At 64.1% G+C, this 15,244-nt stretch carries 12 protein-coding genes; 11 read left to right on the forward strand and 1 reads right to left on the reverse strand.

Features of this window, described 5'->3' with window-relative positions:
- The first annotated feature begins 294 nt into the window (after positions 1 to 294).
- From B0G74_RS19170 to B0G74_RS19225, 10 genes are all read left to right on the forward strand, one after another.
- The gene (locus B0G74_RS19170; protein ID WP_132376364.1) at positions 295 to 1,164 is read left to right on the forward strand and encodes an ATP-binding protein; all 870 of its coding nucleotides are present in this window, start codon (positions 295 to 297) and stop codon (positions 1,162 to 1,164) included.
- Between the two features lie 10 nt (positions 1,165 to 1,174).
- Entirely contained in the window at positions 1,175 to 1,831 is a 657-nt protein-coding gene (gene rqpR, locus B0G74_RS19175) for a response regulator transcription factor RqpR (RefSeq protein WP_132376365.1), read from the forward strand.
- 294 nt (positions 1,832 to 2,125) lie between these two features.
- A complete protein-coding gene (locus tag B0G74_RS19180; protein WP_132376366.1) occupies positions 2,126 to 3,517 on the forward strand; it encodes an amino acid permease in 1,392 nt (463 codons plus the stop codon).
- Between the two features lie 1,014 nt (positions 3,518 to 4,531).
- Entirely contained in the window at positions 4,532 to 5,050 is a 519-nt protein-coding gene (locus B0G74_RS19195; RefSeq protein WP_132376367.1) for a (2Fe-2S)-binding protein, read from the forward strand.
- 10 nt (positions 5,051 to 5,060) lie between these two features.
- Positions 5,061 to 7,442, forward strand: a complete 2,382-nt coding sequence (locus B0G74_RS19200; protein ID WP_132376368.1) for a xanthine dehydrogenase family protein molybdopterin-binding subunit — start codon at positions 5,061 to 5,063, stop codon at positions 7,440 to 7,442.
- Between the two features lie 22 nt (positions 7,443 to 7,464).
- On the forward strand, positions 7,465 to 8,262 hold the full coding sequence (locus B0G74_RS19205) for a xanthine dehydrogenase family protein subunit M (protein WP_132376369.1): 798 nt from the start codon (positions 7,465 to 7,467) through the stop codon (positions 8,260 to 8,262).
- A 129-nt stretch (positions 8,263 to 8,391) separates the two neighbouring features.
- The gene (locus tag B0G74_RS19210) at positions 8,392 to 9,279 is read left to right on the forward strand and encodes a MoxR family ATPase (RefSeq protein WP_132376370.1); all 888 of its coding nucleotides are present in this window, start codon (positions 8,392 to 8,394) and stop codon (positions 9,277 to 9,279) included.
- A 5-nt stretch (positions 9,280 to 9,284) separates the two neighbouring features.
- Positions 9,285 to 10,598 carry a VWA domain-containing protein gene (locus tag B0G74_RS19215; RefSeq protein WP_243658230.1) on the forward strand — a complete coding sequence of 438 codons (1,314 nt, stop codon included), beginning with the start codon at positions 9,285 to 9,287 and terminating at the stop codon, positions 10,596 to 10,598.
- On the forward strand, positions 10,589 to 11,185 hold the full coding sequence (locus B0G74_RS19220; protein ID WP_132376371.1) for a carbon monoxide dehydrogenase subunit G: 597 nt from the start codon (positions 10,589 to 10,591) through the stop codon (positions 11,183 to 11,185). The genes B0G74_RS19215 and B0G74_RS19220 overlap by 10 nt, the downstream gene beginning before the upstream one ends.
- Positions 11,158 to 12,180 carry an XdhC family protein gene (locus tag B0G74_RS19225; protein WP_132376372.1) on the forward strand — a complete coding sequence of 341 codons (1,023 nt, stop codon included), beginning with the start codon at positions 11,158 to 11,160 and terminating at the stop codon, positions 12,178 to 12,180. The genes B0G74_RS19220 and B0G74_RS19225 overlap by 28 nt, the downstream gene beginning before the upstream one ends.
- A 64-nt stretch (positions 12,181 to 12,244) precedes the next feature.
- Here B0G74_RS19225 and B0G74_RS19230 read toward each other — a convergent pair whose 3' ends face one another.
- Positions 12,245 to 12,985, reverse strand: coding sequence for a PepSY-associated TM helix domain-containing protein (locus B0G74_RS19230; protein WP_132376373.1), 741 nt, complete (start codon positions 12,983 to 12,985; stop codon positions 12,245 to 12,247).
- Between the two features lie 331 nt (positions 12,986 to 13,316).
- On the opposite strand from B0G74_RS19230, the gene B0G74_RS19235 reads away from it, so the two are divergent.
- Entirely contained in the window at positions 13,317 to 15,218 is a 1,902-nt protein-coding gene (locus B0G74_RS19235; RefSeq protein WP_132376374.1) for a DUF3857 and transglutaminase domain-containing protein, read from the forward strand.
- Positions 15,219 to 15,244 lie beyond the last annotated feature (26 nt).

Genomic DNA, 15,244 nt, shown 5'->3' on the forward strand with positions numbered 1-15,244 from the left:
AAATCATCAACCATTGCGTGAATTGTAGGCGCTAACCCTTGGTGGAACTGCATTTTTTCTTTTAATGAGATATCATCGCGGCGCATCATCAGTCGAATTGACACGCCTGTCGTGGCACACCCGCCATGTTACTGAATGTAAATTTCGTTACTTCACACCGTAGCGATTCGGCCGTTGCGTCCTAAGCGCGACGGCCTGCACCTGGAGGCCAGAGACCCACATGCGTTCTTTCGTCTTCGCGCCGCCGATGCGCATCCGCTTCGCTGTCCACAGCGCTTCCTGAGAGGGAAAGTCATGGATACGTCGACTGTCGTCCCGTTCACCGCCCCGCTTCCATCGTCACCGGCACGTGACGGATTCGACGCGTCCGTCGCGGGCGAGCCCGTTGCGCTCGCTTCGTCGGCCGAACGGGAACTCGCGCGGCTGCGCGCCCGGGTGCGCGAACTCTCGGCCGAACTGGTTCAGGCGCAGGAAGCCGCGTGCCGCCATGTGGCGCGTGAGTTGCACGATGGCGTGGGTGCCGAACTGACGGCGACGCGTTTCGCGCTCGCCGGCGTCGAAACCTGGCTGCCCGCCGGTGCGCCGCCGCAGTGCGCCGCCGCGCTCGCCGTGGCGAACCGGTCGCTCGACGCCGTGTGCGAGGCCAGCCGTCAGGCTGTCGCGGAACTGCATGCGCCGTCGCTCGAGGCCGGCATTGTCGGCGCGCTGGCCCACTGGACCGGCGACTTCGCCGCGCGCACGCAACTGCGCACGAGCTTCGTGTGCGCCGCCGACGTGCGTCTGACGCGCCTGCCCGCCGACGCCGCGCTGGCCGTATTCCGCGTCGCGCAGGAAGCGCTGAACAATATTGCCAAGCACGCGCGCGCCGAATCGGCGGACGTGCGCATCGAAACCAGCCGCCGTCACCTCACGCTGATCATCAGCGACGACGGTGTCGGCGTCACGCGCAACGCCCGCAGCCGCCTTGGCCATTTCGGCCTGAGCGGCATGCAGGCGCGCTGCGCGGCGTTCGACGGCACGCTGCGCGTGAGCGCACGGCGCGCCGGTCAGGAGCGCGGCGAGAGCGGCAACGCGTCGCGCGGAACCCTCGTGCGCGCGCGCTTTGCCTGGGACGCGATGCTGGCGCACGCGCCGCGCGCTGCTCGGCACGCGCTGCAATCGTGAGTACACCATCATGAGTCTGCGCATTCTGCTCGCCGACGACCACGCGGTGGTTCGCCAGGGCGTCCGCCAATTGCTGCTCGACCGCGGCGTGGCGCGCGAAGTCACCGAAGCGCAAAGCGGCGCGGAAGCGCTCGACGCCGCCGCCCGCCACAGCTACGACGTGGTGCTGCTGGACATTTCGCTGCCCGACATGAACGGCGTGGAAGTGCTCAAACGTCTGAAGCGCAAGGCGCCGCGCGTGGCCGTGCTGATGTTCTCGATGTACCGCGAGGACCAGTACGCCGTGCGCGCATTGAAGGCCGGCGCCGCCGGCTACCTGTCAAAGACTGTCGACGCCGCGCAGATGATCGGCGCGATCAAGCAGGTCGCGGCGGGCCGCAAATACGTGAGCCCGGCGATGGCCGAAGCGCTCGCCGACTACGTTTCCTTCGACGGCGAACAGTTGCCGCACGAAAAACTTTCCGACCGCGAGTATCAGACGTTGTGCATGCTCGCGTCGGGCAAGCGGCTGACGGATATCGCCGTGGCGCTCTCGCTGTCGGTGAAGACGGTCAGCGTCTACCGCACTCGGCTGCTCGAGAAAATGAAACTGCGCAATAACGCCGAGCTGACGTTCTATGTGATGAGCAACCGGCTCATCGATCTGAATCCGGCGATGGCGGGCTGACCTCCCTTCGACGCCAGCGCGACTCTGTGTCGCTGCATAGCTCGGCCTTGCCGCGACTCATTTGCAAGAGAGCGATTCCCGTCCGGTTGGCCACGCATCAAGCTAAAGCCTTGCGGCCATTGCCTGTCCGGCGGACGAGGGTGCCGCTGGAATCGTCTCTGCCGGGGATTTTCAGCCCGGCGCATCGGCCCTGAAAAGCACGTCCCAAAATGGTGCAAGGTCATGCATCCGCTAAAATCGCGGGTTTCCCGACATTCGGCGCGCAACACGCGTGCACTACTGGAGACCCCGCCAATGTCCCTGTTTCGCAAAAAGAGCGTCGAGCACATGATCGCCGCGAGTGCTCAGAACGCCGGCTTGAAGAAAGCGCTCGGTGCGCTCGATCTGACCTTCCTGGGTGTAGGCGCCATTATCGGCACCGGCATTTTTGTGCTGACCGGTACGGGCGCCGTGCAGGCCGGCCCGGCGCTGATGATCTCGTTCCTGATCGCCGCTGTCGCCTGCGGCTTCGCTGCGCTCGCCTACGCCGAATTCGCCTCGACGATTCCGGTGGCCGGGTCGATCTACACCTACTCGTATGCGACGCTTGGCGAACTGGCCGCGTGGATTATCGGCTGGGACTTGATGCTCGAGTATGGGCTGGCCACCTCGGCGGTGTCGGTGGGCTGGTCGGGTTATCTGCAATCCTTGCTGTCGGGCTTCGGCGTGTCCTTGCCGGTCGCGCTGACGGCCGCGCCGGGCGCGTTGCCCGGCCATGACACGCTCTTCAACCTGCCCGCCTTCCTCGTGATGATGGCGATCACCGCGCTGTTGTCGGTCGGCGTGCGCGAGTCGGCGCGGATCAACAACATCATGGTCGCGATCAAGGTCGTCGTGGTGTTGCTCGTGATCGGCGTGGGCGTGTTTCACGTGACGCCGGCCAACTGGCATCCGTTCATGCCGAACGGCTGGAATGGCGTGTTCGGTGCGGCGGCGGTGATGTTCTTCGCGTTCATCGGCTTCGATTCGGTGTCGTCCGCGGCGGAAGAGGTGAAGGATCCAAAGCGCGATCTGCCGATCGGGATCATTGCGTCGCTGGGCGTTTGCGCGGTGTTGTACGTGGCAGTGGCTGCCGTGGTCACCGGCATCGTGCCGTCGGCGCAGTTCGCGAATATTTCGCACCCGGTGTCGTATGCGTTGCAGGTGGCGGGGCAAAAGTGGGTGGCGGGTTTTATCGACCTCGGCGCCGTGCTGGGCATGCTGACGGTGATTCTGGTGATGGCTTATGGGCAGACGCGGGTGATTTTTGCGATGTCGCGGGATGGGTTGTTGCCTGCTCGGCTTTCGAAGGTGCATCCGCGGTTTGCTACGCCGTTTTTTACGACCTGGCTCGTTGGGATTTTCTTTGGGTTGATCGGGGCGCTCGTGCCGTTGAATGTGTTGGCTGAGCTGATCAATATCGGTACGTTGGCCGCGTTTTCGATGGTGTCGATTGCGGTGCTGGTTTTGCGGAAGACGCATCCGGATTTGCCGAGGGCGTTTCGGTGTCCTGGGGTGCCGGTTGTGCCGGTTTTGGCGGTCGCTTCTTGTCTGTTTTTGATGGTTAATCTTCAGGCGATTACCTGGGTGGCGTTTGTGGTTTGGTTGCTCATTGGGATGGTTATCTATTTCGGCTATTCTCGGCGGCATTCCAAGTTGAGCAAGTGATTTTTTTTTGCCTGCTTATTGGCTGTTTTTTTGCCCGTGGTCTTTGGGGTGTTGGCCTTTCCTTGAATTCATAGTGGTCCATTAGCGTTGCCCCTGTGCGGGGCGGCACCTACTTTCTTTGCCGCCGCAAAGAAAGTAGGCAAAGAAAGCGGCTTCACACCGCTAATTCTTAAGCGGGTCCCCCGCACAGTCGCGGTAGTGGTGCATCTGGAATCCGTCCCCTCGCACATTACCCGTCAGTGACAAAGCGCTCATTCTTCCGGCGGCGCTCCGCGCGCCGTCGCGGTAGTTCATCCAACGGCGGTTGTCTCGCGGGTCGATACTTCTCAAAACGCTGCCCGTCTTTCGCGCCAGCAACACTCGTCGAATCGCTACCCGTCTCTCGCGCCAGAAGCTCTCGTCGAATCACGGCCGTCTCTTGCGCCGGTGGCACTTCTCAAACCACCGGCCGTCTCGCCAGCGGCACGTCTGAAATCACGGGCCCTCCCCTTGCGCCCGAGCGCTTCTTTAACCGCGTCCATTTCGGCCGCCTCGCCGAGGCAAAGCCGACGGCTCCCGCAGCGCACAAACGAACCGCCGGTTCCGGCGGACCGTTCCGGCGAGCACGCAGTGCGAGGCGGGAAGCATGACTGCCTTGTCACTCACGTCGAATGTGCGAGGGCACGGATTCCAGATGCACCACTGCCTCCTCCGAGCCAGGGGAGCCGCTTATAAGCTGGCGGTGTGAAGCGGCTTTCTTTGCCTACTTTCTTTGCCGCGGCAAAGAAAGTAGGTGCCGCCCCGCACAGGGGCAACGCCAATAGACCACAACGAATTCAAGGAAAGGCCAACACCCCAAAAGCGCCCCGCGCAAAAAAACCCCTCATAGCGCCCCAGCCCAATTTGTGCTTTACTTTTCAGCAGCCGTATAAAGAAAGAAAAACCCCGCAGCACCCGCATCGGACCCCACGAAACAGGCAACAGAAGAAAGACCAAGCAAAAAGGTCCGGTCTCACCCCATAAGGAGACAACTTCATGGCGATCAGCATCAGTCTGACGGTGAACGGCGCGCCCATCAGCGCCTCAATCGACCCTGGCACTCTGCTTGTCCAGTTCCTTCGAGATCAACTGCGCCTCACCGGCACACACGTCGGCTGCGACACAGCCCAATGCGGCGCATGCACGGTCCACCTGAACGGACGCGCGATCAAATCCTGCAACATCCTCGCGGTGCAAGCGGAAGGCGCGGACATCACCACCATCGAAGGGCTCGCGACAGACGGCGCATTACATCCCATGCAGACGGCCTTCAAACACTGCCACGGCCTGCAGTGCGGCTTCTGCACCCCCGGCATGGTGATGAGCGCGGTCTCGCTGGTCCAGCGCCAACCGGATCTCACCGGCGAAGACGTGCGCGCCCAGTTCGACGGCAATCTGTGCCGCTGTACGGGCTATCACAACATCGTCAAAGCAGTGCTCGAAGGCGCCGAAGGCATGAAGTCCGCCGGCACGGCCAACGCCGCCAAGAATGCCAACGCACCGGCCACCGCCTGAGGAGCCGACGATGAACGCACCCGACACTCACCTGATTGGCGCTTCCGTCGAACGCAAGGAAGACTATCGGTTCCTGACCGGCAACGGCCAGTACACGGACGACATCGTCCTGCCCCAGCAAACCTACGCGGTGTTCCTGCGCTCGCCCCACGCGCACGCGAAGATCAACAGCATCGACACCGCCGCGGCCAAACAGTCGCCCGGCGTGGTCGCGATCTTCACCGGCGCGGACATGGCCGCTGACAACGTCGGCGGCCTGCCGTGCGGCTGGCTGATTCACAGCACCGACGGCAAGCCGATGAACGAGCCGCCGCATCCGATCATCGCGCATACGAAAGTGCGTCACGTCGGCGATCAGGTCGCGCTCGTCATCGCCGATTCGATCAAGGCCGCCAAAGACGCCGCCGAATTGATCGAAGTCGATTACGACGTGCTGCCGGCGGTGGTCGACACCGCGCATGCAGCCGACGCCGGCCAGCCCGCCGTGCACGACGAAGTGCCGGACAACATCTGCTACAACTGGGGCCACGGCGACAAAGCCGCCACCGACGCCGCCTTCGCCAAAGCCGCGCACGTCACCACGCTCGACATCGTCAATAACCGCCTGATCCCGAACGCAATCGAACCGCGCGCGGTCAACGCGAGCTACTCCGCGCAGGACGAGAGCTACACGCTCTACGTCGCGAATCAGAATCCGCACGTGGAGCGCCTGCTGATGGCCGCGTTCGTGCTGTCGCTGCCGGAATCGAAACTGCGCGTGATCGCGCCGGACGTCGGCGGCGGCTTCGGATCGAAGATCTTCCTATATGCGGAAGACGTCGCGCTGACCTGGGCGTCGAAGAAAATCCGCCGTCCGGTCAAGTGGACGGCCGAGCGCTCGGAAGCGTTCGTCTCGGACGCGCACGGCCGCGATCACGTGACCAAGGCCGAACTGGCCATGGACGCGAACGGCAAGTTCCTCGGCATGCGCATCCACACGACCGCCAACATGGGCGCGTATCTGTCCACGTTCGCGTCGAGCGTGCCGACCATTCTGTACGCCACGCTGCTCGCCGGTCAGTACGCTACACCCGCGATCTATGCGGAAGTGAAAGCGGTCTTCACCAACACCGTTCCCGTCGATGCCTATCGCGGCGCGGGCCGCCCCGAAGCGACGTACGTGGTGGAGCGGCTGGTGGAAACCGCCGCGCGTGATATGAAGCTCGATCCGGCGGAGATTCGCCGGCGCAATTTCATCCGCGAGTTTCCGTACGCGACGCCGGTCGGCCTCACCTACGACACCGGTGATTACGAGACCATCCTCGCCCGCTCGCTCGAACTCGCGGACGTCAAAGGCTTCGCGGCGCGCAAACAGGAATCCGAAAAGAACGGCAAACTGCGCGGGCTTGGCTACTCGTGCTACATCGAGGCGTGCGGTCTCGCGCCGTCGAATATCGCGGGCGCGTTGGGCGCGCGAGCCGGCCTGTTCGAAGTCGGCCAGATTCGCGTGCACCCCACCGGATCGGTCACTGTGTTCACGGGCTCGCATAGTCACGGCCAGGGACATGAGACAACCTTCGCGCAAGTGGTGGCCGACCGGCTCGGCATCGCACTGGAAAGCGTCGAGATCGTCCACGGCGACACCGGCCGCATTCCATTCGGCATGGGGACGTATGGGTCGCGCTCGATCGCGGTCGGCGGCTCGGCGATCATGAAGGCGCTCGACAAGATCGAAACCAAGGCGAAAAAGATCGCCGCGCACCTGCTCGAAGCCGCGGCGGAAGACATCGAGTTCAAGGACGGCGTGTTCCGCGTCGCGGGCACCGATCGCACCAAAGCGTTCGCCGACATCTCGCTCGCCGCCTACGTGCCGCACAACTACCCGCTCGACGTGCTCGAACCGGGCCTCGAAGAAAGCGCGTTCTACGATCCGACCAACTTCACCTATCCGTCCGGCGCGTACATCTGCGAAATCGAAGTCGATCCCGAGACAGGCGTGTGCCGGATCCAGCAGTTCACCGCGGTCGACGATTTCGGCAACGTGATCAATCCGATGATCGTCGAAGGACAGGTGCATGGCGGGCTCGCGCAGGGCATCGGCCAGGCGATGCTGGAGCGCTGCGTGTACGACAACGAGAGCGGCCAACTTCTGTCCGGCTCGTACATGGACTACGCGATGCCGCATGCGTCCGATCTGCCGAACTTCACCGTCGAAACCGCGAAGGGCACGCCGTGCACGCACAATCCGCTCGGCGTGAAAGGCTGCGGCGAAGCGGGCGCGATCGGCTCGCCGCCAGCGGTGATCAACGCAATCCTCGACGCGCTCGCGCCGCTCGGTGTGACCGACCTGCAAATGCCGGCAACGCCGCATCGCGTGTGGTCCGCGATTCACGCTGCCAAGCAACCCCATTGAGATCCTGAGCGGAGCATTCGACATGTATTCATTCGAGTATCAACGCGCGACGGATCCTAAAGCCGCCGCCGCCATTCTCACGGCCGACAGCGACGCCAAGTTTCTGGCCGGCGGCCAAAGCCTATTGCCCACCATGCGGTTGCGGCTCGCCCAGCCGTCGCAACTGATCGACGTGACGCGCATTCCCGCGCTCAAGGCGATCACCGTCGACGCAAAAACGGTGACGATCGGCGCCGCCGTGTGCCATGCCGACGTGGCGGATCACGCGGAACTTCGGCGCGTTTCGCCAGGGCTCGCGGATCTCGCCGCGCACATCGGCGATCGTCAGGTGCGAGCGCTCGGCACGATAGGCGGCTCGCTCGCCAACAACGACCCGGCCGCGTGTTATCCGGCGGCGGCCGTGGGGTTGGACGCGACTATCGTCACGGACCGGCGGCGCATTGCGTCGAGCGACTTCTTCGTCGGCATGTATGAGACGGCGTTGGCGCCCGATGAGCTAATCGTCGCCGTGGAGTTTCCCGTGCCCGAACGCGCGGCGTACGAGAAATTCCGCAATCCCGCTTCGCACTTTGCGTTGGTCGGCGTGTTCGTCGCGAAGTTCGCGGGCGGTGTGCGCGTCGCGGTGACGGGCGCGGCGTCGTCGGTGTTTCGTGTGCCGGAACTGGAAAGCGCGTTGTCGGCTAACTTCACGCCCGAGGCAGCACGCGGGGTGACGGTGTCGGCTGCCGACCTGAACACCGACATGCACGCGAGCGCCGAATACCGCGCGCATCTGATTCCGGTGCTGGCCGCGCGCGCGGTGACGAAGGCGAACACTTAGCTTTTCCTTGCCGTTCGTGGCTGGTGTGCCTTGTGCCTCGGCACAGGACACACCAGCCGCATTTGCTCATGTGCGTTAAGGCCGCTTTGCTTCATTGGCGTCGCTCCATTGCGCAGATTCAGGAACACCATGCAGCCCGCTTCAATCGACGACACCCTCGCTCAACTCGCCGCCCAAAGCTATTTCGCCAGCCGCGAGCTGGCGACCGCGCTGTATCTCGCGCTGCGCATGGAGCGGCCGTTGTTCGTCGAAGGCGAGCCGGGCGTCGGCAAGACGGAACTCGCCAAGGCCGCAGCGGGCATGCTCGGCACCTCGATGTTGCGCCTGCAATGCTATGAAGGTCTCGACACGGCCAGCGCGCTCTACGAATGGGACTATCCGCGGCAGATCATGGCGCTGCGGCTTGCCGAAGCCGCGGGCGAACGTCCCGATAACGACACCTTGTATCGCGGCGAATTCCTGCTGAAGCGTCCGTTGCTGCAAGCGCTGATGCCGGACGAAAATCATCCCGGCGCGCGGCGCGTGTTGCTGATCGACGAAATCGACCGCGCCGATGAACCGTTCGAAGCCTTTCTGCTGGAACTGCTTTCGGACTTCCAGGTATCGATTCCCGAATACGGCACGGTCCGCGCAGTGCAACCGCCGCTCGTCGTGATGACCTCGAACCGGACGCGCGAAGTGCACGACGCCTTGAAGCGCCGGTGCCTGTATCAATGGATCGGCTATCCGGAGCGCGATCGCGAGTTGGAGATCGTCGCCGCTCGCGCACCACAAACGTCAGCGGAATTGCAGCGGCGTGCGGTCGATTTCGTGCACCGGCTGCGCGGCATGGATCTGTTCAAGGCGCCCGGCATCGCCGAAACGATCGATTGGTGCCGCGCGTTGGAGGCGTTGTCGGTGACGGAGCTCGATCCGCAATCGGTGCACAACACGCTTGGCGTGCTGCTCAAGTATCAGGACGATCTGGCGCGCATCGATGCCGCGCAAATCGCACAGTGTCTCGCCGCGCCTGGATAGCCAGCATGACGAATTCAATCGACACGGGCAACGGCGACGCTTCAGGCCATCGCATTGGCTTGCCCGGCAGCGCGTCCGGCGAGCCCGCCTCACCGCTCGACGACACGCCCACGCTCGCCCGCAACGTCGTGCATTTCGTGCGCGTGCTGCGCGGCGCCGGTTTGCCGATGTCGCCCGCGCAAGCCGTCGATGCGCTCGCCGCGCTGCACTGGATCGATCTGAGCCGCCGCGACGACGTGCGCGCCGCCCTCGCCGCGTCGCTGGTGTCGGCGCCCGACGAGCGCGATCTGTTCAACGCCGCGTTCGATTTGTTCTGGCGCGATCCCGATTGGGAAGGCAAGCTGCGCGCGCTGCTTCTGCCGAAAGTCCGCGACGGCCTGCCGCCACCCAAACGCAACAACCGTCTCGCCGATGCACTGGCCGTGCGCGCGCCGAAATCACCGCATGGCAAAGCGCCGCAGGAAACCGAGCAACACGAACTGCATGCGCACGTCACCTTCAGTGCGGAAGAGCGGTTACGTCACCGCGATTTCGACACCCTTTCCGCCGATGAATGGCGCACCCTGCGTCATCTGATTCGCGGCCAGCGTCTGCCGCTCGCCACCGAACCGACGCGTCGTCTGAAAGCCGCCTCGCACGGCACGCATGCGGACTTGCGCGCGAGCGCCCGGCACGCGGTGCGCGCGGGCGGCGACTGGACGGTGTGGAAGTATCGCGCGGTAGTCGAACGCAAGCCGCCGCTGGTATTGCTGCTCGACATCTCCGGTTCGATGAGCAGCTATTCGCGCGCGGTGCTGTATTTCTGCCACGCGCTGTTGCAATCGCGTGAACGCTTGCAAGTGTTTCTGTTCGGCACGCGGCTCACCAACGCGACGCGCGCGCTACGCGAGCGCGATCCCGATGTGGCGATCGCGACGCTCACCGAGCAGGTGGTGGACTGGTCGGGCGGCACGCGGATCGGCGCCGCGCTCGCCGAATTCAACCGCCGGTGGGCGCGGCGCGTGCTGACCGGGCGGGCCACGGTGCTGCTCGTCACGGACGGCCTCGATCATGAGGCGATCGATGTGCTCGATACCGAGATGGCCCGCCTGCACCGCTTCGCACACCGCATCATCTGGCTCAACCCGCTGCTGCGTTTCAGCGGCTTTTCTCCGAAAGCGCGCGGCGTGCAGGCGATCCTGCCGTATGTCGACGCGCATCGTCCAGTTCATAATCTAGACAGCCTGACGGCGTTCGGCCGCGACCTCGCGCAACTCTCGCGCGCGCCTCGTCGCAGTGCCGGCGTCACAGGTACCGCAGGAGCGACATCATGGAATTGACTGAAACCCATACGCTGCCCGTTTCGCAGCAGCGCACATGGGACGCGCTGAACGACACTGAGGTTTTGCGCGCCTGCATTCCGGGCTGCGAAAGCATCGACCCGGACGGCGAAAACGCCTACGTAGTGGCGCTGAGCGCCGCAGTCGGCCCGGTCAAGGCGCGCTTCAAGGGCCGCATGCAACTCACCGACATCGACGCGCCGAACTCGTACAGCATCGTATTCGAAGGCCAGGGCGGCGCCGCGGGTTTCGCCAAAGGCAACGCGCACGTCTCGCTCGAAGCCGACGGAGAGGCCGCCACGAAGCTCAGCTACACGGCGAGCGCACAGGTCGGCGGCAAGCTCGCGCAGATCGGCTCGCGGCTCGTCGACGGCGCGGCGCGTAAAATCGCAGGCGAATTCTTCAAGCGCTTCGGCGCCCAAGTAGGCGGCGACAGCGAGGGCGCGGCAGCCCCGGACGCCGGTGAGAATGCAGCCGATGACGCGGTGCCGCACAATACAGCATCGAATGAGGCCGCGGACGGCGAGTCCGGCGGCGACGCAACGAAAAGGAAGAAATCATGGACAGCGTGGATCTCGAAGTCCTGAAGTCCAGCGCACGCTGGCTGGAAGAAGGACATCGCGCGCTACTGGTGACGGTGGTGAAGACGTGGGGCTCGTCGCCGCGTCCCGAGGGCGCGATGCTCGCGGTGCGCGACGATGGACTCGTGGTGGGCTCGGTATCGGGCGGCTGCATCGAAGACGATCTGATCGACCGCGTGCGGCAACGCGGTATCGAGCAAACACGGCCGGAAGCGGTCAAGTACGGCATCACGGCGGAGGAAGCGCATCGCTTCGGGCTGCCGTGCGGCGGCACGATCCAGTTGGTGCTCGAACCGCTGACGCCGCAAAGCGGCATTGCCGAACTGTGCAACGCGGTGGAGAACGGACGCCTCGTGGCTCGCGAAGTGAATATGTCGACGGGCGCGACGCAGCTCGAAGACGCGCAGGCAACCGACGGCGTGCATTTCGACGGCGAACGTCTGCTGACGATTCATGGTCCGCGTTACCGCATGCTGGTGATCGGCGCGGGGCAGTTGTCGCGCTATCTGTGCCATATCGCGGTGGGGCTCGATTATCAGGTCACCGTGTGCGATCCGCGCGAGGAGTACACCGAGGAATGGAATATTCCCGGCACGAAGATCGTGCGGACCATGCCCGACGACACCGTGATCGAGATGAAACTCGACGAGCGCTGCGCGGTGATCGCGCTGACGCACGACCCGAAGCTCGACGATCTCGCACTGATGGAAGCGTTGAAGACGCCGGCGTTTTATGTCGGCGCGTTGGGTTCGCGAAGGAATAATCAGGCGCGGCGCGAACGTCTTAAGGAGTTCGATCTGAACGATACCGAGTTGGCCCGCTTGCATGGACCGGTTGGAATTTACATCGGCAGCCGCACGCCGCCTGAAATCGCGGTGTCGATTCTCGCCGAGGTGACGGCGGCCAAGAACGGCGTTTCGCTGCCGACCTTGCTTCAGGTCGAAGGCGCCAAGGCCGCGCGGGAGATCGCGGCTTCCGGCGGGGCGGCTTGCAGCGTTTGAAGCGAATCTTGCCGGCGCACGGCGCTTTTCCTAACCGCCGCTGCGCACAATAGCGCAGCGCGGCTTACATCAAACCGCACACCACCGCGGCGATCACCGATCCGCCCACGAGCACAGCGCCCACCACGCGGCGCTTGTTCAACTCGGTCCACAACAGGACGCCGGTCAGCGAAAGCAGAATCATGCTGCCGGCGATCGTATCGATCAGCAACACCCAGCCGACGCTCAGGCCCACGCCTTTGTGCAGGTTGTTCATGGTCGCGAGAAACGAGTTGTGCGTGCGTTTCACCGCGACGAAACCGTTGCCCACCCAATACTCAGCCTGCACGTTCTGCGACGGCCCCGTGATGTCGACTTGCCAGAACTCCGGCTGCATCGTGCTGCGATCGCCCCACGCCACCGGATGCGCCGGCTCGCGCTTCATCCTGCCCGGCTTGCCGTCGATCTTCAATTCGCTCTTGAGCCACTTCGCCATGTCCATCGGCGAATGCAGCTGCTGTTGCGGCACGGGGATCTGCATTTCCTCGACCTGCGGCTCGCCCGACGACACCTTCAACGGACCGGCGCGGTGATTCAGCAGGAAACCGGTCGCGCCGAACATCAGGCCGAGCACCGCGCCCCACAGGCCGACCCACCCGTGCACCTTGCGCAGCCACTTGATGAAGTTCGCACGCCGCGAACGCCGACGCCGCGCCGCCTGCTCAGCGTCGTCCATCAGATGATGGCCGCGCTCCAGTTTATGGGCGACGTATTGCGTGCCGTGACCAGCGGCGGGTTTCATATCGATCGAGTCAGGCGCGTTCAAATCCGGGCTCCAGGCGCAGCAAGATGATCCGTCGCGGGCACACGACGACAAAGCGCGCGTTCACCCGCCATTGATCAAGGAAGGGTTCGAAAGGGAGGTGCCGGACGACCCGGCTTGCGGTCCAGGCCATCCGGCTGAGAGGCTGGCTGGCAGTCACAGAGGAGGAGAATGTGACAGAGAGCTGGCGATGCCTTTCAAATGAGAATGGCTATCATTACACAATTAAGCGGTTTGCTCAATCCGAACGCGCGGCAGCCGCTTGACATCTACGCGGCGCAAACCGACTCTAACTGACGATCCCGTCAACGTTACGTTCGGATACCAGCCTGCCATGCGCCTCTCTTTCCTGGTCTGTCTTGCCTCTTTCGGCTGGCTTGCCGGCATCCACAGTGCGGTGGCGGGCGTCCCTGCCAGACTGGACGATCCCTATACGAACGAAGGCGAGACCCAGACCTTCACCGTCAGCGCCGACGGCTCCTTCTCGAAGCTCGATTCGATGACGCTGCACGTGAACAACGAAGCCGGCGTCGCGCGGGTCGCGCAGCAATACGTCTGGTTCAACCGCAACATGGCGGACGTGCAGATTCTCGAGGCCTACACGACCACCGCCGACGGCGTGCGTCACGACGTGCAGCCGGAGCAGATCCGCGACGTCCAGGAAGCCCGTTCGTTCGACGCGCCGATGTTCCAGGACATCCAGGAAAAGGTGATCGTGTTCCCCGCCGTGGAGCCGGGCGCGCGCGTGCACCTCACCTATCGCAAGACGCAGAAGCAGCCGATCGTGCCGGGCGAATTCAGCGACTTCACGCCGCCCGATCTCGCGCCGACGCACAACTTCCGCCTGATCTACGATCTGCCCGCCGACAAGCCGCTTTATGCCGACGCGCGCGGCTTCACCGCTCTGCAACCCGTGACGCGCGACGGCCGCACGCGTTACGAATATCGCTACGACAAGTCTCATTTCAGTCGCCTCGAACGTGGTTCCGTCGCCTACGTGTCGTATGGCGACCGGTTGATGGTCTCGACCTTCCCCGACTACGCCGCGTTCGCCGCGACCTACCGCGAATCCGCAGCGGACCCGAGCGCGCGTGACGCCGCCATCACGCGTCTTGCACAACAGCTCACCGCGCACGACCGCACGCCGCGCGACAAGGCCAAGACGCTGTACGACTGGGTACGCCGCAATGTGCGTTACGTGGCGATCAATGTCGGACGCGGCGCGGTGGTGCCGCACAGCGCGAGCGCGGTGCTCGCGAACCGCTACGGCGATTGCAAGGATCACGTCGCGCTTTACGGCGCGCTACTCGACGCGGCCGGCGTGCGCAACGAGCCGGCGTTGATCAGCAGCGGCACGATCTACACGCTGCCGAGCGTGCCGGGCTACGGCGTGATCAATCACATCATCACGTGGCTGCCGGATTTGCAGCAATACGCGGACTCGACCGCGTCGAATGTCGAATTCGGTTTTCTGCCATCGTCCGATATGAACCGGCCGACCGTGCTCGTCGGCGAGGGTGTGCTCTCGCGCACGCCGGCCACAGCGTTCATGACGCGTAACACCGATCTGTCGATCAAGGTCGAACCGGACGGCTCGGCGAGTTTCACGTATCGGCTGGAAGCGGTCGGCGCCTCGGCCGAACAGGCGCGCGCGATGTTGCGCACGCAGACGCCCGCGCAACGCGAGGAGTCGATTCAGGCCGAGTTGCGCAGCGCCAACCTGCGTGGCACCGCTATGCTCACCACCAACGACCTCAACGTCGCCGACGGCCCGCTCGTCATCAACATGAAAGGGACACTGGAAAGTCTGGTGGTGCCAGGCGCGGCGGCCTCGATTCCGGCGTTGACGAGTCTGGCCGGCGGCTTCGAAGCGGATACGCGTTACTGGCTCGGCGAGCGCCAGCGCACGCAGCCGTTCGTCTGCCACAACCTGGCGTTGCACGAACGCGCGCGTATCGAGTTGCCCGCCAATTTCCGCGTGCTCGACATGCCGGAGGCGAAACGAACCCAGGATCGCTTCGTCGATTTCCAGTCGCAGTACGCGTTCGATCCGCTCGGCAACGTCGTCACGATGACGCGCGACGGCGCCACGCATTTCGATAGCGACGTCTGCACGCCCGACGACTTCGCGCAGATGCGTCCCGCGATCGAAGCAATCGGGCGCGACGTCCGTGCGGAAGTGATCGTCAAATCGACGCTAGTGGAGTCGTCGAGCGTTGCTTCGCAGGCGCCGTGAGCGCCCGCGTCAGATAGAGAGTGCAT

The organism is Paraburkholderia sp. BL9I2N2, assembly GCF_004339745.1.
Taxonomy (GTDB): domain Bacteria; phylum Pseudomonadota; class Gammaproteobacteria; order Burkholderiales; family Burkholderiaceae; genus Paraburkholderia.